This is a genomic window from Klebsiella sp. PK18, assembly GCF_057784655.1.
In genome coordinates this window covers 1,685,440-1,707,598 of record NZ_CM173493.1, presented here as the reverse complement: position 1 = coordinate 1,707,598, position 22,159 = coordinate 1,685,440, and the positions used below count along the sequence as shown (strand labels likewise).

General features: G+C 53.9%; 16 protein-coding genes and 2 pseudogenes. 7 read left to right on the top strand and 11 right to left on the bottom strand.

The features are described 5' to 3' along the window. Window positions 1-17: 17 nt before the first annotated feature. The 4 genes from AC3EMD_RS08290 to AC3EMD_RS08275 all read right to left on the bottom strand — a co-directional run bounded on the left by AC3EMD_RS08290 (window position 18) and on the right by AC3EMD_RS08275 (window position 5,352). Complete coding sequence (locus tag AC3EMD_RS08290; RefSeq protein WP_182000020.1) at window positions 18-2,183, bottom strand: polysaccharide biosynthesis tyrosine autokinase; 2,166 nt, start codon at window positions 2,181-2,183, stop codon at window positions 18-20. A gap of 10 nt (window positions 2,184-2,193) precedes the next feature. Continuing rightward, window positions 2,194-2,634 carry an arsenate reductase/protein-tyrosine-phosphatase family protein gene (locus AC3EMD_RS08285; protein ID WP_167341197.1) on the bottom strand — a complete coding sequence of 147 codons (441 nt, stop codon included), beginning with the start codon at window positions 2,632-2,634 and terminating at the stop codon, window positions 2,194-2,196. 5 nt (window positions 2,635-2,639) lie between these two features. Then, window positions 2,640-3,773: a polysaccharide export protein gene (locus AC3EMD_RS08280; protein WP_001775085.1), complete on the bottom strand. Its 1,134-nt coding sequence runs from the start codon at window positions 3,771-3,773 to the stop codon at window positions 2,640-2,642. Between the two features lie 145 nt (window positions 3,774-3,918). After that, the gene (locus AC3EMD_RS08275) at window positions 3,919-5,352 is read right to left on the bottom strand and encodes a capsule assembly Wzi family protein (protein WP_167341196.1); all 1,434 of its coding nucleotides are present in this window, start codon (window positions 5,350-5,352) and stop codon (window positions 3,919-3,921) included. Between the two features lie 332 nt (window positions 5,353-5,684). Here AC3EMD_RS08275 and AC3EMD_RS08270 point away from each other — a divergent pair. Continuing rightward, window positions 5,685-5,765: pseudogene (locus tag AC3EMD_RS08270) on the top strand (hypothetical protein); the annotation flags it as partial. 545 nt (window positions 5,766-6,310) lie between these two features. Here the strand turns inward: AC3EMD_RS08270 and AC3EMD_RS08265 are convergent. Further along, complete coding sequence (locus tag AC3EMD_RS08265) at window positions 6,311-6,940, bottom strand: phosphatase PAP2 family protein (protein WP_167341195.1); 630 nt, start codon at window positions 6,938-6,940, stop codon at window positions 6,311-6,313. Between the two features lie 315 nt (window positions 6,941-7,255). Next, window positions 7,256-8,229, bottom strand: a pseudogene (gene galF / locus AC3EMD_RS08260) (GalU regulator GalF). Between the two features lie 770 nt (window positions 8,230-8,999). On the opposite strand from galF, the gene AC3EMD_RS08255 reads away from it, so the two are divergent. Continuing rightward, window positions 9,000-10,583, top strand: a complete 1,584-nt coding sequence (locus tag AC3EMD_RS08255; protein WP_302074025.1) for a TerC family protein — start codon at window positions 9,000-9,002, stop codon at window positions 10,581-10,583. Between the two features lie 230 nt (window positions 10,584-10,813). On the opposite strand, the gene asmA is transcribed toward AC3EMD_RS08255, so the two are convergent. The 4 genes from asmA to alkA form a co-directional block, all read right to left on the bottom strand. Continuing rightward, window positions 10,814-12,661, bottom strand: a complete 1,848-nt coding sequence (asmA, locus tag AC3EMD_RS08250) for an outer membrane assembly protein AsmA (RefSeq protein WP_302074024.1) — start codon at window positions 12,659-12,661, stop codon at window positions 10,814-10,816. 30 nt (window positions 12,662-12,691) lie between these two features. Beyond that, the gene (gene dcd / locus AC3EMD_RS08245; protein WP_004151145.1) at window positions 12,692-13,273 is read right to left on the bottom strand and encodes a dCTP deaminase; all 582 of its coding nucleotides are present in this window, start codon (window positions 13,271-13,273) and stop codon (window positions 12,692-12,694) included. 90 nt (window positions 13,274-13,363) lie between these two features. Beyond that, window positions 13,364-14,005, bottom strand: coding sequence for a uridine kinase (gene udk, locus AC3EMD_RS08240; RefSeq protein WP_002912442.1), 642 nt, complete (start codon window positions 14,003-14,005; stop codon window positions 13,364-13,366). A gap of 114 nt (window positions 14,006-14,119) precedes the next feature. Then, window positions 14,120-14,968: a DNA-3-methyladenine glycosylase 2 gene (gene alkA / locus AC3EMD_RS08235; protein ID WP_302074023.1), complete on the bottom strand. Its 849-nt coding sequence runs from the start codon at window positions 14,966-14,968 to the stop codon at window positions 14,120-14,122. 137 nt (window positions 14,969-15,105) lie between these two features. Here alkA and yegD point away from each other — a divergent pair, with 137 nt between their 5' ends. From yegD to AC3EMD_RS08210, 5 genes are all read left to right on the top strand, one after another. After that, window positions 15,106-16,458: a molecular chaperone gene (yegD, locus tag AC3EMD_RS08230; protein ID WP_016531337.1), complete on the top strand. Its 1,353-nt coding sequence runs from the start codon at window positions 15,106-15,108 to the stop codon at window positions 16,456-16,458. 289 nt (window positions 16,459-16,747) lie between these two features. Beyond that, window positions 16,748-18,604: a sensor histidine kinase gene (locus AC3EMD_RS08225; RefSeq protein ID WP_302074178.1), complete on the top strand. Its 1,857-nt coding sequence runs from the start codon at window positions 16,748-16,750 to the stop codon at window positions 18,602-18,604. 14 nt (window positions 18,605-18,618) lie between these two features. After that, entirely contained in the window at window positions 18,619-19,320 is a 702-nt protein-coding gene (locus AC3EMD_RS08220) for a response regulator transcription factor (RefSeq protein WP_012541069.1), read from the top strand. Between the two features lie 237 nt (window positions 19,321-19,557). Next, window positions 19,558-19,698, top strand: coding sequence for a small membrane protein (locus AC3EMD_RS08215; RefSeq protein ID WP_046621842.1), 141 nt, complete (start codon window positions 19,558-19,560; stop codon window positions 19,696-19,698). Between the two features lie 115 nt (window positions 19,699-19,813). Further along, entirely contained in the window at window positions 19,814-20,425 is a 612-nt protein-coding gene (locus AC3EMD_RS08210) for a helix-turn-helix transcriptional regulator (protein ID WP_023297970.1), read from the top strand. 274 nt (window positions 20,426-20,699) lie between these two features. Here the strand turns inward: AC3EMD_RS08210 and AC3EMD_RS08205 are convergent, their stop codons facing one another. After that, complete coding sequence (locus tag AC3EMD_RS08205; RefSeq protein WP_008804082.1) at window positions 20,700-21,974, bottom strand: dicarboxylate/amino acid:cation symporter; 1,275 nt, start codon at window positions 21,972-21,974, stop codon at window positions 20,700-20,702. Window positions 21,975-22,159: the final 185 nt, after the last annotated feature.

The window sequence follows — 22,159 nt, the reverse complement described above, 5'->3', positions numbered from 1 at the left end:
CTTGTCGTTTTTAAGTCCTATTTATCGTCAGAATATGAATAGCCATAATGTTGATAGCCATAACCGTAATAACTGCTTACTTTTTTTACCACGCCATTTAGGATACAGCCTTTTACAATAACGCCACTTTGTTCAAATCTCTTAATACTCACTTCAATTTCTTTAACAGTATTCTGTTCAAAACGAACTATAAGTAAAGTAGTCCCTACATAATTGCCAATAATCGCTGCATCTGTTACTGCTAAAACTGGCGGGGTGTCCATAATTACGATATCGTAATGCTCATTGGCCCAGTTTGTTAATTCACCAAATCGCCTATGCATTAACAACTCTGCAGGATTAGGTGGAACAATGCCTCTTGGTATGAAATCAAAGTCTCCTACAGGGATTTTCTGAATAATATTTTGCAGTTCGACTTTCCCAGATAAATAATCTGATAATCCATTTTCATTACTCGCTTTAAATAGCTTATGCGTGTATCCCTTTCGCATATCCGCATCAATAAACAGGACTTTTTTGCCAGTCTGAGATATAACTGCTGCTAAATTTGAACTAACAAAAGTTTTACCAGCATTCGGACTAGCCCCAGAGATCATTAATATATTATTTCTAGCTTCCATCATTGCAAAATGAAGGCTGGTGCGTAATCCTCTTATTGATTCAATTGCCAAATCTGCAGGATTTTCTACAGCCAGGAAATGAGCATATTCAACATTCTTCTTAGTTCCTGCTTTATTTTTCTTCAGTATATTATGAGCAAATTCCTCGGACACAGGTATACTTGCATAAACATTGATACCCTGCTCCTCCAATTGTTCTGGAGATTCGATACCACGTCTTAAAAACACACGCAACAATACAATTATGACTGAAAATATAATACCTATTAATATTCCCGATAAAACTATAACGACCTTTTTCGGTTTTATTGGTTTTGTCTGAGTAATCGCTTTATCTATAATTCGTACGTTACCGATTGCGCTAGATTTAGCAATGCTCAACTCCTGTTGCCGATTGAGCAGTTGCATATATACCGCTCGACCTGACTCTACATCTCTACTCAACCGAAGAATTTCTTGTTGTGTAGAAGGCATTGCAGAAACCCGTTTATTTAATTTATTCTTCTCATCTTGTAACGTTTTTCTTTTTTCTAATAATGCTTTATATGTAGGATGTTCTTTAGTATATAGCTGAGAAATCTCAGATTCTCTGAACGTTAATTCATTTAACTGATTATCAGCATTAACAATTTGATCTAATACAGCCTTCGCCTCAAGTGTAAGGTCTACAGAATCACTTTTTTTCCTATATTCATTTAACTTACTTTCAGCTAAGTCGAGATCACTTCTTACTTTTGGCAATTGTTCATTCAGAAAATCTAAACTTTTCGCATCTTGCGCTGCTTGCCTTGCTATATTTTGAGCTAAATAATTGGATGCAATGTTATCAACTATTTTTTGAATCAATACTGGATCGTAACCACTCAGTGAGAGAGTTAGCATTCCAGTATCTTTACCTTTATCAATTACCGAAAGGTTTTCTTGTAAATTAGCTATCGCTTTATAGCGACTATAGTATGTAAGTTTAAATTCATTACCCGCTTCTGAATTTATTCTATCTACTTTTATAATTACATCATTGTTTTGTAATAACTCCCCTACTGTTCCTTTATATACATTGTCATTAACTGTAATCTCGAAGTGATTTTTATCAATTACTCTAACTTCTGCATCAGGTGCATCTTCATCATTTGCGCCCGATAGATAAAACTTGACTACATCCAAACTACCAGCATTTTTGTTCGTCAAGCGAGCCCATCCCTTTCCAAATAATGGGAAATAAAGTGGCTCAACTCGTGTTTGTAAATTTAAATCATCAACTGTTTTGCCCAAAATCATTCTTGATTGTAATAAAGCTATTTCAGGTGCCGATTGCGGTTGACTATCAGGTAACAATTGACTTAGATTACTAAGAATAGCATTCGCTTGTTTCTGCTCAACTTGCACTAGCGCATCAGCTTGATATACAGGAGTTGCAAACAAAGCATAAATTAGTGCTAATAAAGTAAAAAGCGAGGTCACAGATATAATAAGCTTTCTGTGATCAATTAATTCACCTAAAAGGCGACCTAAATCCAGTTCACCCGAGTCCTTTATTTCATTCTTATTAGTAATAGATGCCATATAATTATTCCTAATAACTGCCGCTTAATTTATCAACCCAGCGCATGCCGGCTTGCTCAATTAACTGATAAACTGAAGCAAACGCTTCCTCACTTTTTTTGTACGGGTCAGGAATTTCCCTTTGATTTAACCAATGACCGAACAGCATTGTTTTGCCTCTAGCTTCAGGAGCTATGCGACCTATTTTTTCTATATGATATTTTTCCATTACTAAAATCAAATCGTAATGTCTAGACATTGTTGAAGTAAATTGTTTGGCTATATGTCCTTCGAGCGATATATCATGCTCTAAAGCAATTTTAATTGCTGTTGGATCTGCCTGATAACCAACTAATGCCCCTGTTCCAGCAGAATCTATTTTTTTTTCAGGCAAGGCTGCTCTTAAATATCTTTCGCCTAATGGTGAGCGACAAATATTACCGGTACAAACAACAAGGATTGAATTAAACATAGTTATTACCAAGTCCTTATGAATTTCCCAGTTTCTGTCATATCATGCACGCCAGTTATAGTCGGTACAAGCTGCGAGATGACACGATTCCAACGTACCAAAGGAGCAGTTGTGACATATACTATATCGTATGGCTGTAACTGGAATTCTGTACCAAGTACCATAGCAGAAGCGTCTTGGGCGTTGAGCTGATAAATGTTAGCAATTTTACCCTGCTTATCATCTTTTAACTGACGAATGACAAATATTCCTGTTGCGTCACTGAATGCTTGAGACATTCCTTCGGCATTACCTAAAGCTTCAGCTACCGTCATACCACTACGGTCCATTTTTAAAGTACTTTGTTTGCCCACCTCACCCATGACAAATACTTTTAGATCATCATTACGTGGTACAAAAAGGATATCGCCGGGATAAAGTAAGTGATTTTGAGTCAAGTCACCTTTCTGCATTAATGCATATAAAGAGACTTTTGTGTCTTTACCATTATGTGTTAACACAACATTCCGCCAGTCGGCATCAGGAGCCAGTCCACCAGCATTATTAATGGCATCCATAACCGTAAGGGGGATATTAGTAATTGGCTGCTGTCCTGATTTTGCTACCTCGCCAGTTACATAGGCTTTTTGCGAACGGAATGCTGCAACACTAACGTCAACCTGTGGACTTTCGATGTATGTTGTCAAACGGCTGGCAATATCCTGGCGTACCTGGCTAAGCGTTTTCCCTGCCACCTGTACTTTACCGATATAAGGATAGAAGATGGTACCGTCAGAGTTAACCCAGTTACCGGTGTCGCTGGCGCTACGGTATTGACCTGCAGGAGTCGTCAGTTCCGGGTGGTCCCATACCGTAACCATCAACACATCGCCAACTCCAATGCGATATTCATAACTGCGCAGTAAATTATCTAACTGGGGATTTGGACGAGCAAGAACGGTTTCCGGACGGAGCTGATCGATCAGTCCTGGAGTCATCGGATACACGTTCACCAGTTTGTCCAGATCGTAGTCGCTATCAGGAAGCTCAACCACGTTCTTCCGCAGACTATTTAACCCTTGGCCTGGGATAACCGTACAACCCGATAAAAAACCAATCGCCAATGCTAATGCCGAAAATCTAACAATTTTTTTCTTCATAATGTCACATCATCAGTAAATCAAAATTTGCCAATTCCTGAGCAGCTGTCATCGCCGTTGCTTCCCTGCCGGCTTATGAAGAGAGAAAAGCTGACTGCGTCCTGCAGCGCTACCACCCACTCTCCCCTGTTTTCAGCATTCAGCCTTATAAACTAAATGGTATCTCTATCCCTGCGCTGGCCCCAACGTCATCGCTGTCGCTGTTGTTAGCGTTGGTGTACCACAGTGAAGTATTCAAGCGGACCGACTGATAAACATCGCCGCTCCAGCCCAGCTGTACACCTTTTAGAGTATCCGCATGAGGGAACGCTTTGTTGATCGACTGATTCTCCGGGTTAACCTTCGCGTATACTAAACGCGTGCTCCAGCGCTGGTTATCCTCCGTAATAAGCTCAACTTTACCGGCAACGAGTTGACCATCCCCGCCCATTGCGTCACCCAGCGGATAACCCTGCTGATAGTAGCCATCCTTATAGATATGATGCGTATAACTGTAATTGGTTCGGCTCATATTGGTGCGCGTGTCATGTGCTTCCAGGTACCAGTTAACAGCATCCTTACCCCAGCTGTGGTGGCCTTCCACACCGCCCAGATACATATTGGCCGAAGGCAGATAACCTGACTCATCTTCGCCGATCATCTGTCCGTAGAAGCTCACCGGCCAGCCGAGAGTTGGCTCGAGTTTAAACTTAAAGTCAAATCCGGCCAGCTGGTTACCAGGTTCGTTATCCGTTCCGGTATTGTCATGGCCAGTGAAGCCATCCCAGAAACTGCTGAAGGATTCCGGTCGGCCTTCCCCCCCCCACTGCATAATGCGCGACGCGCCTAATTCTAATGACTGGAACGGCGTGAATGTAAAACGACCGCCGATAATTTTGGCATGAGGTACCGCGGTATATTGATTCATCTGGCTGGCGGAGATCTGGTACTGCCACGGGCCTACCCAGCGCAGCCACCAGGTTTCCGGCGCCGCCTGCTCGGCTCGCTGCATCAGAAAACCGGTCATCGGTCGCATCGCATCCCCGCGGATCAGGCTTCCTTCATAACCCGGTCCCCACCACTGCGGTACCTGGCCAAAGGAGAGCCACTGGTTCCAGAATTTCACCGCACCGTAGGCGCCGTTGGCGTTGAAGCGCGAGCCGTTACTGATCCGCTCCCCCCCTTCGACGTTACCCTGTAGGTGGACATCCCACCATTCGCCGCTGTTGTTAAACGCCAGGCCTAACGAGTTATCTGCTGGCTGCGTCTGGCCAAACCCCTGCGGAGTGCCCGGCTGGTCGGTTGAGGTGTAGCCGGTGACCCGGAAATCGGCTTTTAAAGCAGACAGTCGCTGGTTAATTCGAGCCAGCACCACTTGCTCGGAAGAATAGGAAGGTTTGGCCTTTTTTAGTGCCCGGGCGATCTCTTCCTGGCTCAGTGGCCAGGTCGACAGGCTCAGATGGATGACCCCGCGATCGGAAAGCCAGGCGAGGTCGTTACGGAGATCATTATCATTTACTACTAACCCGGCCGCGTAAGCCTGGGCTCCCAGTGAGGAAAGCAAGCCCAATGTCACGGCAATGCGCGCAATTTTTATCATTGTACAAGATCCATTTTCAGCCCCGCTGTCGTATCTCAATGAGAATGAGGGGAATACTAAGATAGAAAGCGCTCGCGGCACCAGCTGACTTCACTGTGCAACACCGGCGAGGCAAGTACAGTTACCCTAAGCTGCTCGTAATCCTTATCACATCCACCCAGCTCACAATGTAGGCGAATTTTACCGTACAGGCTATCGATGAGACGGGAAAGTTGGTGTACAGGCGATATCAGCAGCCGCGCCTGACCCCTTTATGAGGATATCTGATGAGCTTGATAGATATCTTATGGCGTCAATCACCCAAAGTGCATCGATTGTTATAGCCGTTCAGAGAAGATATGTGCACAGCAGCAGGTAGTTTCAGCGACGCTACCGCCCCTGGCTTAACAGCTACCAGCGCACTGACTACCTGAACGGCGTATTTAATCGGCCTGTGGGTGATAAATTGGTCAGGCCTTTATTTTTTGCGGCGTTAAGTCTACGGGATTTCGGTCACAATTGGGAGTCTTGATGCCGAATATCTGCCAATTAATCCCATCCGCTGTTTTATTGGCGAAAAATAAGCGGTTCGCCAATAAAGATTATTTATTGCTCGTATCTACCAAACATCTGCCTGGCGCAGCCATACCGCTACAGACACAGATAACTCTCTGTAAAAAAAGACCTTTTTCATCACGCTTACGTCATTTCAAAATCAGATGATGACGCGACAGTCAACTACAATTTCTAATAGTTTCTCGATGCAGGATTATTCATCCAACGTGGAACAGGTGCTTTCTGAACGCATTTAAGAAACGTCTGACCACGGCTATATCCACGCAAATTGACAATAACAATGTAGTAGCACTGCATTATTTCATAAATATGAATTATCAATTGACTGGCATATAGTAGATTATTTTCTTATTTGTCTAATTAACCGGCGAAAACTTAATTTCCCCTATAAAACAAATGGCGATTACCAGGCCTGCTTATGCAGATCGGTACGCGTAAAGGGTTTATCCAGCGGTCCTACTGCGGTGGCAATTTGCCCCAGCAGGGACTGAGTCGGCGCTTTATTGCCGCTATGCAACAGGATAAGCGGGACCATCACCAGACACGCGACGCCCCCCTTCGAAATACTCACGCTTTTCGAATGGGTGGTACTTTTTTGCAACAACAGGAACAAAGCGCTGCCAGCAGCGCCGAGCAGCAGGCCAGCGATCACTTCCGAGACGGAATGCGCATGGATGACCAACCGTGAATAACCCACCACAGCGGCCAGAATATAGCCGGTGGCGACGGCTGCTTTTTGCAAACCCGTGGAAAAACGAGCGCTAAGCAGCCACAGGAAGATAGGCCAGAAGGCTGCGGAGAGCGCTGAGTGGCCGCTGAAGCCGGTGTAATCCAGCTCGCGAATTCCCAGACCCCAGCCCATAAAGGCCAGTTTGGAGGCGCAGACGATGGCGCCGGTGATGCCGAACAGCAAACTCCACTGCCACGCCAGCAACCGTGACGTTTTACGCAGCATCAGGACAATAAACAGCGCCGCTGCGCTGGGCAGCAAAACGGTGCTATCGCCAAAAAATGAGATGAGTTGCCAGTTCATATACCTGTGATCCTTCGATGATGTCCACTGCCGTGCTCAGGGATTATCCGTAATGTCTGTACCAGCTCGCATGCCAATTCATTTCACATTTTTATGCATGCAAGTGAGATGTTTAAAGCGGAAACATGATCGCAGTCAAGTTTTATTTTTGGCTGACGTTGACCGCTTTCCCTGCGCTTTAAGAATTGTCGCACTAAGTGACTATTCACAAAGCATTATTGCCGCTACTCCGACCATTGCACCACAGAGGCCAGAGACAAACTACCAGAAGTCTCCGAAGCCATACGTTTCTTTACAATCGTTATAACATTCACGTTATGAATAATTTCTGCATAACGTTATGAGCGGCGTGGCGAAAGCCTTTGCCCTGCCGCTCATCTTCACACCAGCTGTCAGGCCAGCAGTTTTTTAATGCTTTCGCGGAATTTGGCGCCTTCTTTCAGGTTACGCATTCCGTAGGTGACGAAGGCCTGCATGTAGCCCATTTTTTTACCGCAGTCATAGCTTTCACCGGTCATCAGCATCGCGTCAACGGACTGCTTCTTCGCCAGTTCGGCAATGGCGTCGGTTAGCTGGATACGGCCCCAGGCGCCCGGCTGGGTTCGTTCAAGTTCAGCCCAGATATCTGCCGACAGCACGTAGCGGCCCACTGCCATCAGGTCGGAGTCCAGGGTCTGAGGTTCGTCCGGTTTTTCAATGAACTCAACGATACGCGCCACCTGCCCTTCCGCCACCATGGGCTCTTTGGTCTGGATAACGGAGTATTCGGAGAGATCCCCCGGCATGCGTTTCGCCAGCACCTGGCTGCGGCCGGTCTCGTTAAAGCGGGCGACCATGGCGGCGAGGTTATAGCGCAGCGGGTCCGCGGTGCCGCCGTCGAGAATGATATCCGGCAGCACCACCACAAACGGGTTGTCCCCGACTACCGGGCGGGCGCAGAGGATGGAGTGGCCCAGACCCAGCGGCTGCGCCTGGCGCACGTTCATGATGGTTACGCCCGGAGGGCAAATGGCCTGGACTTCCGCCAGCAGCTGGCGCTTCACGCGCTGTTCAAGCAGGGCTTCCAGCTCGTAGGAGGTATCAAAGTGGTTTTCCACTGCATTCTTCGAGGAGTGCGTCACCAGGACAATCTCTTTGATCCCGGCGGCGACGATTTCGTCAACAATGTACTGAATCATTGGCTTATCAACGATCGGCAGCATCTCCTTAGGAATTGCCTTTGTGGCCGGCAGCATATGCATGCCTAGTCCTGCGACCGGAATAACCGCTTTCAAATTCGCCATATTCATCTTCACCTGTTTGGTTGCAAAACACGCAGTTTTGCAAAATTGTACATGTCACAAATCCATTGGAACTGATAATACACGGATACTGCCCGGGCATCTGCCCGCCAAATTCTTAAATTCACTGTCACCTAAAAGAATACACACAACTTCCTTTTACCAACAGTTTGAAGTGAGAATAATCTTATTCTCCATCAGGATATTCAGCGGCCCGCTTCCCTGCACAGCGCGATGTCGCCGCAAGGCCCCTACACCGCGGCCTTTGGTACGCAGACCCTGCCAGCTGCAGGCTGCGGCGCCCATGTGTCCGGAAAGAATAGATATAGATAATTAATTTCACCAGGCAATATATTTCAGCACAAACAGCCAGATATGGCAGGATAATAACCGGAAACCACGGCAGAGAACTGCGATCGGCGCTATTCTGCGCTCACTTCATGATGTGAATTATGCCGATTTTGTGAGCGGGCTTCGCACTTCACCCGGGGATGAGGAAGGGTGCCTACCGTGGAGAACGACGGGACTGCCCGCGCTTTTGCGCCGGGCAGAACGCAGCGGGTTATGGTTCTGATATCAGCAAGCTTATTCCAGCGCGTTCCGCCATATTGTTATTTTTCCGCTGATCTTTTCTGGAACATAATTCTTTTCTGTTCTCTTAATTTGCTGGAAATATATCCACCCCTGGCGGAGTGATATCCGCGTCGTTATTGCATTTTAGACTCATCTTATCCATGATCGTGGTAACACATACCGCAGTCGTACAGGTTTTAATACATATGGAATGGATTGCCGATCCGTCAATCTGGGCAGGTCTCGTCACGCTGGTGGTTATCGAACTGGTGTTGGGTATCGATAACCTGGTTTTCATCGCTATCCTCGCCGAAAAGCTGCCGCCCGCCCAGCGCGACCGCGCTCGTATCACCGGTCTGCTGCTGGCAATGGTCATGCGTCTGCTGCTGCTGGCCTCTATCTCCTGGCTGGTGACCCTGACCAAACCGCTGATTGTTTTTCACGACTTCAGCTTCAGCGCCCGCGATTTAATTATGCTGTTCGGCGGCTTATTCCTGCTGTTTAAAGCCACCGTCGAACTCAACGAACGGCTGGAGGGGAAGGACAGCGATAATCCCACCCAGCGCAGAGGGGCGAAATTCTGGGCCGTGGTGGCGCAGATCGTGGTGCTCGACGCCATCTTTTCGCTCGACTCGGTGATCACTGCCGTCGGCATGGTCGACCACCTGGCGGTGATGATGGCCGCGGTGATCATCGCCATCAGCCTGATGCTGATGGCCAGCAAGGCCCTGACGCGCTTCGTTAACAGCCACCCGACCATTGTCATCCTCTGTCTGAGCTTCCTGCTGATGATCGGCTTCAGCCTGATTGCTGAAGGCTTCAGCTTTATTATTCCAAAAGGCTATCTGTACGCGGCGATTGGCTTCTCGGTCATGATTGAAGCCCTTAATCAGCTGGCGCTGTTTAACCGCCGTCGCTTCCTGTCGGCCAATATGACGCTGCGTCAGCGCACCACCGAGGCGGTGATGAACCTGCTGAGCGGCCAGAAGGAAAAAGCTGAACTGGATGCTGACACGGCGTCGCTGGTAGCTGATCAGGACCATCATCCTTTGTTTAATCCGCAGGAACGGTTGATGATTGAGCGGGTGCTGAACCTTAATCAGCGCAGCGTCAGCAGTATTATGACGTCGCGCCATGATATCGAGCGCATCAACCTCAGCGCGCCGGAGGAAGAGATCCGCAGCCTGGTGGAGAAAAATCAGCACACCCGGCTGGTGGTGACCGGCGGGAAAGATAATGAAGACCTGCTGGGGGTGGTTCATGTTATTGACCTGCTCCAGCAGTCCCTGCGCCAGGAGCCGCTGGACCTGCAGGTGCTGGTGCGGCAGCCGTTAGTCTTTCCGGAGGGGTTACCGCTCCTCTCCGCGCTTGAGCAGTTCCGTCAGGCCCGCACCCACTTCGCCTTTGTGGTCGATGAGTTTGGTTCCGTCGAGGGGATTGTGACCCTGAGCGACGTGATGGAGACCATCGCCGGTAATCTGCCTAACGAGGTGGAGGAGATCGATGCCCGGCACGATATTCAGCATCATCAGGACGGTTCGTGGACGGTTAACGGCCATATGCCGCTGGAGGATCTGGTGCAGTACGTTCCGCTGCCGCTGGATGATAAACGGGAGTACCACACCGTCGCCGGTCTGCTGATGGAATATCTGCAGCATGTGCCGCAGGTGGGGGAGACCATTGAGATTGACGGCTATACGCTGCGCACGCTGCAGGTCGACAGCCATCGGGTGCAAAAGGTGCAGATCGTCCCGCCGGTAAAGCAGGATAAGCTGGATTATGAGGTGTAATCGTCAGGCATAAAACGGCCCGGGGTATCCCGGGCGGTGGGATGGATAATCAAACCCATGCCTGATGGCGCTGCGCTTATCAGGCCTACGGGATGGCGACATAAACCGGGGGATTACCCCCAGCGCACAACCCAGGCCGGGTCAGGCGTAGCCGCCACCCGGCATCAACATGACATCACCCTCTGACGACAATCTCACAGCCCGGAAGGCCCGGGCCGCGGTGGTGGAGATTACAGCTTATCAAGCAGTTTTTTGGCGTCTTTGCTCTCTTTGCTGCCTTTATTACGCTCAACCCAGTCGTTGAGGCGCTGCTTCGCTTCATCCTGTAGCTGTTTGCGCAGGATTTGATCGACCTGCAGGCTGTAGCTCAGCGACTGCCAGTCGCCGTAGATGCGCAGCGGGATGGCGGTCTGTTTCAGGCGGTCGATAAGTTTGCCCTCCCCTTTCCAGCCGCCGAGCACGCGCACGTTAAAGCGCATATCGCAGTTCTCTTTCTGCAGATCAAGCTGACCTTCGCCGGTCATCGCCATCACGTCGGACTGCCCCTGCAGGCGGTTCAGCGTCACCACCCCGTTATCCAGCATCAGTTGGCTGCTCACGGAATCCAGGCGGGTGGCATTGTCGTAATTCTCCTGCGCCCGCACGTTGGTGCTGCGCTCCACGGCCTGCTGCACCAGCTGCTGGAAATTCAACCCCTCGGTACGGGTATCGGCCATCTGCAGCTGGGCCTGCCCCTGCCAGTGACGGCGGAAATCATCCGCGTCAATGCGCGTTCCGGAAAACTCGCCGGTCAGCGACAGCTTGCCGGTCAGGTTTAATGAATAGTTAAAGGCTTTGATCAGCGAACCGATCTCCACATTCTGCAGCGCCGGCTGGAACGTCGCGTGCGGCGTGTCGCCTCGGGCATCCAGAGTGCCGGGGAGAGAGAGCTGCCCGCCGTCGAGGTTGCCCTGCATTTTGCTGACCGTCAGCAGCCCCTGCTGGTTGCTGATTTCGCTCTGCACCTGGGTGAAGTTCAGGCCACGCCACTGCAACTGGTCGGCGCTCAGGGCCATCCGGCCGTTAAAGCCGCGCAGGCTCTGGTAATCTTCGCGCTCATCGCTGTCGGCGATTACCGGACGCAGCGGTCGCGTCTGGCTCTGGCCCTGCTGGCTGGCGCTGCTGTCGGTCGCTGGCGAGGAGGGCGCCAGCAGGCTGTCGAGATTCAGGGTGGTCGCGTGGAGATCCAGCGACCAGTCCGGGCGATCCCCCAGCACCACGCTGCCGTTGCCGGTAAGGGTGCTGCCGCTGGCCATCAGATTCAGGTTGTCAAAGCGCAGAGTTTTGCCATCTTCCTGCCAGCTGGCCTGCAGGCTGCCCTGGCCATTAATGCCATCAGGAGGCAGCTCGGCGCCGCGCAGCTGCCAGCTTAGCTGGCTAAAGTCGGCTTTTAAGGAGTGGGGATAGTCGCCGCCCTGCACGGTAGCGGAGAAGCTCAACGCCAGGTCGCGCTGGTCGCGGTTGATCCGGCCGGAGAAGTCGACGGTGGCCCGGTGATTCTCATCCTGCTCCATTTGCAGGCGGATATCACGCACAGTGACCTGCTCGCCGTTCTCATGCTGGAAGAAGAGCACGCTGTCGGCCACCTGCAGCTGGCGCACGTCGTAGGACCACCCGCGGTCCTCCGGGGCCTGCGGCAGGGTGTTGTCATGCGGCACCACCGGCGCAGCGCTATCGCGAACCGCTTCGGTTTTCGGAGTCAGCTGGATCACCGCCCCCTTGAGCATCACCTGCTTCACCTGCAGCTGGTGCGACAGCAACGGCAGCAGCGCCACGTCGAGGCGCATGTTGTCGGCGCGGATCACCGGCTCTTCAGCGCCCCGGGCGGTCAGCGTCATGCGTCCGCTGAGAATGCTGAGCTGCGGCCAGACATGCCAGCGCAGCGGGCCATCGAGTTCAAGCTGATAACCGCTGCGCTCTGCCACCTCATGCACCATATAGGCGCGAAAATCGTTGGGATTGACCAGCAATACCAACGAGGTAAGCCCGGCGACAATGACCGCCAGCAGGATCATCAGCGTTGTCAGTATTCGTCTCATGGCACCCTCAGCAACACCCCGTTGACGTTATCAATCCTTGTCGATTCGGCTCGCCACCGCGCCCTGCTGGTCGCGATATTTGGCGTCTTCACGGCGGTTATACGGCCGGGCCGCCGGGCCCGATAATGGCTCAAAGCTTAGCGCGCCGATAGGCATTCCCGGGCGCAGCGCCAGCGGCAGTTTGCCGGAGTTGTAGAACTCAAGCACGATGCAGCCGGACCAGCCCGGGTCGATGCGGTGCGCGGTAACGTGCACCATCAGCCCCAGCCGCGCCAGTGAGGAGCGTCCGTCCAGCCAGCCCACCAGATCGGCAGGCAGGGTGACTGACTCATAGGTCACCGCCAGCGCCAGTTCGCCCGGATGCAGGAAAAAGGCCTCCCCTTCCGGCAGGACAATCTCTTCGCTCATCACGCGGTCCAGCGCGGCGCTGACCTCGGCCTTCGGACCGCTTAAATCGATAAACGGCGCCGTGTGGCCGCGGAAGGTGCGGAATTTATTACCCAGCCGTACATCAACCGTCGCGCCATTAATACGCTCAACGGGTGGGCGCGGATTGATGGCGAGTCGCCCTTCATCCAACCAGGCTTCGATATCTCGGTCACACAGACGCATGGGCTTTCTCCTTATAAGGCTGCTTCCCGCACGCTTCGCGGCGGAGAGGGCAACAGGGCTACTCTTTGCACGTTACACAATTCGGCCAGGTTATTCAAAGAACTGACTGATTTTGGCCTTCAGAATATCAATCGCGATGCGGTTTTTGCCGCCGCGCGGCACGATGATGTCGGCATACTGCTTCGACGGTTCAATAAACTGCAGGAACATCGGGCGCACAGTCTTCTGGTACTGGGCCATCACCGAGTCCATGGAGCGGCCGCGCTCGTTAACGTCGCGCTTAATACGGCGCATCAGGCAAATATCGAGCGGGGTGTCGACGAAAATAGAGAAGTTAAGCTCGTTACGCAGGCGCGCGTCGGTCAGCAGCAGGATCCCTTCAAGAATGATCACCTTCTTCGGCTCGACGTGAATGGTGTTCGGGGTGCGGGTATGCTCGACGTAGCTATAGACCGGCAGTTCAATCGGCTGGCCGCTTTTCAGCATCTGCAGGTGCTGGAACAACAGACTGTGGTCCATTGAGCTCGGGTGGTCATAGTTGGTTTTGACGCGCTCTTCCATCGACAGATGACTTTGATCTTTGTAATAGCTGTCTTCCGGAATGACGCCAATATGTTCGTCGCCAACTTGTTCACGCAATTCGCGATAGAGAGTACTGGCAATAAGACTTTTGCCAGAAGCCGATGCGCCGGCGATACCTACAATGACGCACTGATGGGACATATCAGTCATAAATTTTTGCGACCTGATTAACCTGGATAGAGATGGAGGGTGGCGGCGGACCGCCAAACGCGGCAATTATAGGGATTTCAGCGTCCCGATACCAGTGGTATGCGCCCCGGACGGCTATTCCGCCGCCGGGATCCAGTCGTCGGTATACCAGATATGCAACAGCGCATACGATCGCATCGGCTGCCAGCGACGGGCATAGCGAGCGATGGCGGCCGGGGTCATTCCCGGAAAGCGCTGTTTAATCAGGTAATCATCCGGCAAAAAGATATCTTTCGCCTGCCAGCCGCGCAGAGCAAAGTAGTTTGCCGTCCAGCGGCCAATCCCGGGCAGGCTCTGCAGTTGACGCAGCCCGGCGTCGATGTCCGCTGGCGCCGTCAGGGGCAGCTCGCCGCTGAGCGCCGCCCGGGCGAGGTGGATCAGCGCCTCCGCGCGCCGAAGCGGCATTCCCAGCGCCTTCAGTGCCTGCGGGTCGGCCCGGGACAGCGCCTCTGGCGTCGGGAATAACACATAGCCGCGCGCGTCCGTCAGCGGTTCGCCCCAGCCAGCCGCCACTTTGGCAGTGAGCCGGGCGGCCATCGCCACGCTCACCAGCTGGCCCAGCACCGCCCGCACCGCCTGTTCGAAGGCATCCAGCGCCCCCGGCAGGCGCAGCCCCGGCCGCGCCTGGGCCAGAAAGCCCAACGCCCCGGCGACCTGCCGCGGGTCGCAGGCTAAATCAAACAGCTGGCCAATTCGCGCATAGCAGATCTCCGCCACCGGTTGCAGCCCCGGGGAGAGGGTCACCCGCAGGCCCTGCGCCTCTTCGTCCGGCGCCAGATGAATCAGCCCGCGATGCCCTTCAACGCCAAAGCTGCGACTATAGCCTCCTTCATCAAAGCGCTCGACGCCGGCGACGGCACGCGCCTTCAGAAAACCAACCATCCACGCCCAGTCGTAAGGCGGGGTCCAGGGTAACAGCACCATAAGCTCTCCTTTATATAGCGTTTCAATGATAGTCGCCCTTGACCGTCAGCGCCTTGCTTTTAAATTCCAGTTGTCGGCTTGGCGACGATCCGCTAAAGTCGCCCCCCTTCTTCACCGGCATGGGGATTTTGCAGACGATGTTTATTGGTTTTGACTACGGCACCGCCAACTGTTCGGTGGCCGTGATGCGGGAAAACACCCCTCAGCTGTTGACACTGGAAAACGGCAGCGCGCTGCTGCCCTCGATGCTCTGCGCGCCAACGCGCGAAGCGGTCAGCGAGTGGCTCTATCGCCATCATGACGTCCCCACCCACAGCGATGAAAACCAGGCGCTGCTGCGCCGGGCCATTGCCGCCAACCGCGACGAAGACATCGAGGTGCTGCGCAACAGCGTGCAGTTCGGTCTCGCCTCGCTGCATCAGTATGTTGAAGATCCGGAAGAGGTCTACTTCGTTAAATCGCCAAAATCCTTCCTCGGCGCCAGCGGGCTGAAGCCGCAGCAGGTGGCCCTGTTTGAAGACCTGGTCTGCGCCATGATGCTGCACATCAAACTGCAGGCTGAGAGCCAGCTGCCCGAGCAGATCGACCAGGCGGTGATTGGCCGACCGATTAACTTCCAGGGCCTCGGCGGCGACGACGCGAACGCCCAGGCGCAGGGGATCCTTGAGCGGGCGGCTCTCCGCGCCGGTTTCCGCGATGTGGTCTTCCAGTTTGAACCGGTTGCCGCCGGGCTCGATTTCGAAGCGACCCTCAATGAAGAAAAGCGGGTGCTGGTCGTCGATATCGGCGGTGGGACCACCGACTGTTCCTTGCTATTGATGGGCCCGCAGTGGCGGGAGCGCGCCGACCGCCAGCAGAGCCTGCTCGGCCACAGCGGCTGCCGCATCGGCGGCAACGACCTCGACATTGCCCTGGCCTTCAAATGCCTGATGCCCCTCCTCGGCATGGGCGGCGAAACGGAGAAAGGCACCGCGCTGCCGATCCTCCCGTGGTGGAACGCGGTGGCCATCAACGACGTGCCAGCACAGAGCGATTTCTACAGCACCGCCAACGGCCGTCTGCTTAACGATCTGCTGCGCAGCGCCCGGGATGCCGACAAGGTGGCTCTGCTGCTGAAGGTCTGGCGCCAGCGTCTCAGCTATCGTCTGGTGCGCAGCGCCGAAGAGAGCAAAATCGCCCTCTCCAGCGCCGCCAGCGTCGAAACCGCGCTGCCGTTTATTCAGGACGAGCTGGCCACCGCCATCGCCCAGCAGGGTCTGGAAGCCGCGCTGGATCAACCGTTGACCCGCATTATGGAACAGGTGCAGCTCGCGCTCGACAGCAGCCAGACCACCCCGGACGTGATCTATCTTACCGGCGGCAGCGCCCGCTCGCCGCTGATCAAAAAGGCGCTGACCGCCCAGCTGCCGGGTATTCCGCTGGCCGGTGGCGATGATTTTGGCTCGGTAACCGCCGGGCTGGCCCGCTGGGCGCAGGTGGTTTTCCGCTAACCCCAGCCCACCGCCGCCGCGCAGCAGGTCTGTCCTGATCGTGGCGCTGCAGATTACGCTGGAATATTCCTGGTCTCCCACGCAAAATGGCCTGTTCGTCCGGACAGGCCTGTCCACTCTACCCCACTTCCGGGGGCGTATTATCCATACCGTAGCCAGATGTCTGCGGTCTGTATCGTTGGCATGCCGCAAGGGGGCGTGATTGAAAAGGGTGTCTGCGATCTTCGCAGCGGTCCGGCGTTGCCGGCCGCGGTTCCTGGCAGGCTGGCTGCTCAGCTATGGATTACTCTTGCTGCTGGTCGCCCCACAGGCGCAGGCGGCGACGCGCCAGATGGGCATTGATATTCCGGTCCAGTGGTACGCGGACGCCAGCGGCCAGATGACCATCGATCGCTTCGCCGCCCTGCCCACAGACCAGCTCGCCACCACCCGGCAGATCCCCTCCTTTGGTTATTCGCGAAAAACCTGGTGGCTGCGCAGCGAGCTGCCGGGAACGTGGTTTGCCGGGGAGCCGCGCTGGCTGCAGCTGGGCCCCTCTTTTGTCGACCATCTGACCATTTACTACCGACCTCTGGGCAGCGATGCCCCCTGGGAACAGCGCACCTTTGGCGACCGCGACGTCGCCCGCGAGAGCGACCTGCACTACCGGGAAAGCGTGCTGATTATCCCCCCGCCGCCAACCGCCGCTGGCTATGAGGTGGTCTTTCGCCTGCACAGCACCAGCACCCTGATCCTGCTGGCCTCGCTCTCTTCGCCGCAGGAATTTGTGCAGCGGGCGACCGCCGACACCGCTTTCTGGAGCTTCTACTTCGGCCTGGCCGCCGTCGCCAGCGGCGTGGCGCTGTGGCTGGCGCTAGCCCTGCGCCGGCGTCTGCTGTGGGGCATCTGTCTTTTCTCGCTCAATTATCCGCTGGTGGCCGCCCTGCACGGCTTCCCGGAGTGGTTTTTCGGCCACGCGGCGCTGCCGTTCCAGGACTTTATGATCAGCAGCCTCTCCCTGTTCAGCTATGCCACCGCCCTCTGGCTGCACAGCGAGATTTTTGATTTGAAGAAGAATATGCCGCGGCTTCATCAGCTACTGATCGCCGCGGTGGTGCTCAACCTGGTGCTGCAGTGCAGCATTCCACTGGGGTTTTACGGCTTCGCGATGCAGATTGAAGGGGTGATCTTCATCATTATCACCCCGGTGCTGCTGTTCACCTCCTGGTGGCTGTGGCGCAAAAAAGCTATCGACCGTAACACCCTGCTGCTGGGTCTGCTGCCGCCGTTCTACGTCGCCGCCGCGGTGCTGGTGCAGTTGTCGATCCACGGGATAATCCCGTTCCATATGGCGATCTATTCCCTCTGGCAGTATGCGCTGATCGTCCACATCATTACGGTGCTGATCATTGCCATCCTGCGGGTGCGCGCTGAAAACCGCCAGCTGGAGCAGAAGCAGCGCCTGGCGCGTGAGCTGCAGATTGAGCGTGAAGCCAGCTTCCATCAGCGACAGTTTATGGGCATGGTAGCGCACGAATTCCGCACGCCGCTGGCGGTGATCCAGGCAGCGCTGGAAAATCTCCGCCTCTCGGCCGCCTCGGCCAGCCAGGAGGCGCGCTTCGATCGCATCGGGCGCGCCGCCACCCGTCTGGTGCAGCTCACCGATAACTGCCTCGCCGACGCCCGGCTCGCCTCACACGACCTGCACGTCGATCGCCAGCAGATCGCCCTGCTGTCGGTGATCAACATGGCCGCCTCGGTGGTGGCCATCTCCCACGACCATTACCTGAACATCCGCCATTACGGCGCGGTGGAAAGCCCGCAGCTGCAGGCCGATGCCGGCCTGCTGTGCATCGCCATCGCCAATCTGCTGGATAACGCGGTGAAGTATTCGCCCCCCGGTGAAATCGCCATCGATATCCGCTCCGAAGCCGGGCATACCGAGCTGCGCATTCGCGACCACGGCCCGGGCCTGCCCGACGGGCAAGCGGAACTGATCTTTGAGCGCTACCGCCGCGGCGAGCACACGTCGCCGGTGCCGGGCGGCACCGGTCTCGGACTGTATGTTGCGCGTCAGATCGTGCAGGCTCATGATGGCAAACTGTGGCTGGCCGAGCATGGCCCGGACGGCTGCACCTTTATTCTCACCCTCCCGACAGTTGCTTAAGAGGAGAACGACGTATGGCTTTACGGCTGGCGATAATTGAAGATAACGCCGATCTGCTGGATGAACTGCTGGCCTGGCTGGGCTATCGCGGCTTCGAGGTGTGGGGCTCGCGCAGCGCCGAAGCCTTCTGGCGACAACTGCACAGCCATCCGGTGGACATCGTGCTGATTGATATCGGCCTGCCCGGGGAAGATGGCTTCAGCGTGCTGAGCTACCTGCATGAGCTGGGGCACTACGGTCTGGTGGTGGTCAGCGCCCGCGGCCAGCAGCAGGATAAACTGCAGGCGCTCAGCCTTGGGGCCGATGCTTACCTGATTAAGCCGGTTAACTTCGCCCACCTTGCGGAGACCCTCACCGCCCTTGGCGCCCGCCTGCAGCAGGATCGACCCGCCGCCCTTCCGTCAGAGGCGCCCGGCACCGCGTCATCCGCCGCCACCGGACTGTGGCGTCTGCATGAGGATAAACTGATTTCTCCCGATGCCCGGACGCTGGAGTTAACCCAGCAGGAGTACCGTCTGGTGGAGCTGTTAATGCGCAATCGCAACGAGGTGTGCAGTAAGCTGGATCTCCATGCCTGCCTGTTTTCCCACGACAGCGAGCCTGACCTGCACCGCATCGACGTGGTGATTAGCCGCCTGCGCCATAAGGCGCGCCAGCAAGGGATCCACCTGCCCGTACGAGCGATCTTTGGCAAAGGACTGGCGTTTATTTCCTGATCGAAAGCGCGATCTGGCCGCTGCGCGGGGTGTGAATAACTCGCAAGTGTTAATTTTTCTCATTTTCTGAGAGAAATGAGAGGAATGAGACTGACGACGCGCTTAAGAACTTTCTTATAGTGCTAGCACATCAGGATGATGTCGTATGATTTTCAGTGGACAGGAAAACATATAACAAAACGTAATAGCCGTTCGCGGTAAATTCTGACACCATGCAGCACAAACAAGGTAAAAACGATGGCCATGCAAACGTGGTTAATATTATTGCTATGCATATTTTTCTTCAGCATCTCTGTATACAGTTTTATTTCCTATCTAAAAGACAGGAGACGGCAGAAGTTTACGTTTAACGATAAGCGTTCGACGCGTCGTAAATAATTCACTTTATAATAATTAAAAACGATTACAGGTACGTTTATAAAATCAACACACCGCATACGCCCGGAGGATTTGTCACAGCATGGCGTTATGTTTTGCATAAGGAAATAACGCCATGAGAAACATTAATGTCACCATCAATACCCGCAACACCTTTGTACGTGAATCGCTGGTCGCCATGGTTAATGATCTCTCCCGGGACGAGATGCGGGCCCGTTTCTCCTGGCGCAATAACGACCTGTCAGACGAAGATATTATTATATGCGAAGTGATCCCTGGTGAAATCTATCTGTGCAATACCCTGATTAAAAACAGAAAAAAAGGCAGCTCCCTGATTATCCTCCACAGCTACGACCAGCTGCCGGAAGACGATTTCATGATTAATTGCCTGAAAGGAGTCATTTTTGTCTCGCTGAAAACGGCCAGTATTCCACAACTGCTGGCGATCATTAAAAGCGAACTACAGCATTGTATGGACCCGTCGGCCACTGACGCCACGAGCCGGGAACTGAGCTGCGCAAGCTGCCCGCATCGTGTCCTGTCGCGGTCGCAGACCGCTGTGGTGCACGGTATTCTTGAAGGGCTGGACATGAGTAAAATCGCCGCCCTGCAGCGCGTCAGTCCCCGCACCGCCGCTTACCATAAGAATAAGATTATGGAAAAATACAGCCTGAATAATAATCATGACTTTTTCCAGTTTATGAATCTGTTACGTGAGCGCTGGTAGGCAAATAGCGAACAGAAGAGAATAAGATATTCCCGTAGTGATATTGTCTGGAATCCGAAAATAGCTGCAGGATGCTAAAAAAGCGCCAGCGCTGCCGAACATAACGTTAAACTCTGACGCTTCCTCGGTATAAAGACGTTACCGCGCGTTTTTATATAAGAAAAAAGACTAGTTACGAGGAAAACTGATACTTCGTCACATTACCCCTGACGTGCCTGTCAGGGGTCTTTTTTTCCGTGCGGAATGGCGCCCTCTGTGAAAGGGCGCGGCAGGATCAGGCTTCCGCTTTCTCGGCTTCCCAGTCCGGCTGTGCTTCCTCGTCGGTCAGCAGACCTTCGTTTTTCGACAGCATGGCGGTGGCAATGCCGTTACCCAACACGTTGATGGCGGAGCGCCCCATGTCGAGGAAATGGTCGATACCCATCAGCAGCAGGATCCCGGCAACCGGAATATTGAAGCTGGGGATCGTGGCCGCCAGCACCACCAGCGCCGAGCGCGGCACCCCGGCGATGCCTTTCGAGGCCAGCATCAGGGTCAGCATCATGACCGTAATCTCGCTAAAGCTCAGTGGTACGTTATAGGCCTGAGCGATAAACATCGCGGCGAAGGAGCAGTAGACCATCGAGCCCACGAGGTTGAATGAGTAGCCAATCGGCAGGACGAACGAGACGATATTACGCGAGCAGCCAAACTTCACCAGCCGCTCAAGGGTCTTCGGATAGGCCGCTTCGGAGCTGCTGGTGGTAAACGCCACCAGCACCGGGTCCTTCAGCATGTTCAGCAGACGGAAGACCTCTTTCTTCAGCACCATATAACCAACGGCAATCAGCACCGCGCTGGTCAACAGCACCGCCAGGTAGTAACCGCCGATGAACGAAGCGTAGTTGAGCAAGATCCCCAGCCCCTGGGAGGCAATCACCGACGAAATGGCGGCGAAGATAGCCAGCGGCGCAACGTACATCACATAGCCCGTCACCTTCAGCATAATGTGCGACACCACATTGAGGGCCGCCACCAGCGGGGCATTAAACTTCTCGCCCAGCGACGCGCCGGCGATGCCAAAGAACATCGAGAACACCACAATCTGCAGGATCTCGTTGTTGGCCATCGCCTCGGTGATGCTGGTGGGGATAGTGTGCGACAGGAATCCTTTCAGGCTCATGCCGCTGACCGCCAGGCCGGTATCCACCGCCTCTTTCGGCACCGCCAGGTTTAACCCGGCGCCCGGGTGCTGGAAGGTGACGATCACCAGCCCGACGAGAATGGATAATACCGAGGAGGTGATGAACCACACCATCGCCTTCCCGCCTACCCGGCCAATGGTCGCCGTCTCGCCGAGACGCATAATGCCGACCGTCAGGGTGCTGAACACCAACGGCGCGATGACCATTTTGATCAACCGCAGAAACAGATCGGTCAGCAGCGTAATGTTGTCCGCCCAGGCGGAGATGGTGGTCGGCGTCGCGTAGGCATGGATAGCCGCGCCGGAGAGGATCCCCATCAGCATAAAAATGACGATGAAGAGCGTGAGTTTGTTTGCGTTTGCCACAACAATGACCCCTGATTATTTAACACGTTGATTTTTAAGTGCATATGTTATTATTATGAAAATGCACAGATTTATTCACCGCATAAATCTAATTAAAGCCCTCCCGGATACAACTATTTTTTACTTTTTTAAACTAAAAGTTGATATCACCCCGGAAATCTCCAACGAGACCGCCCGGCGTCGCG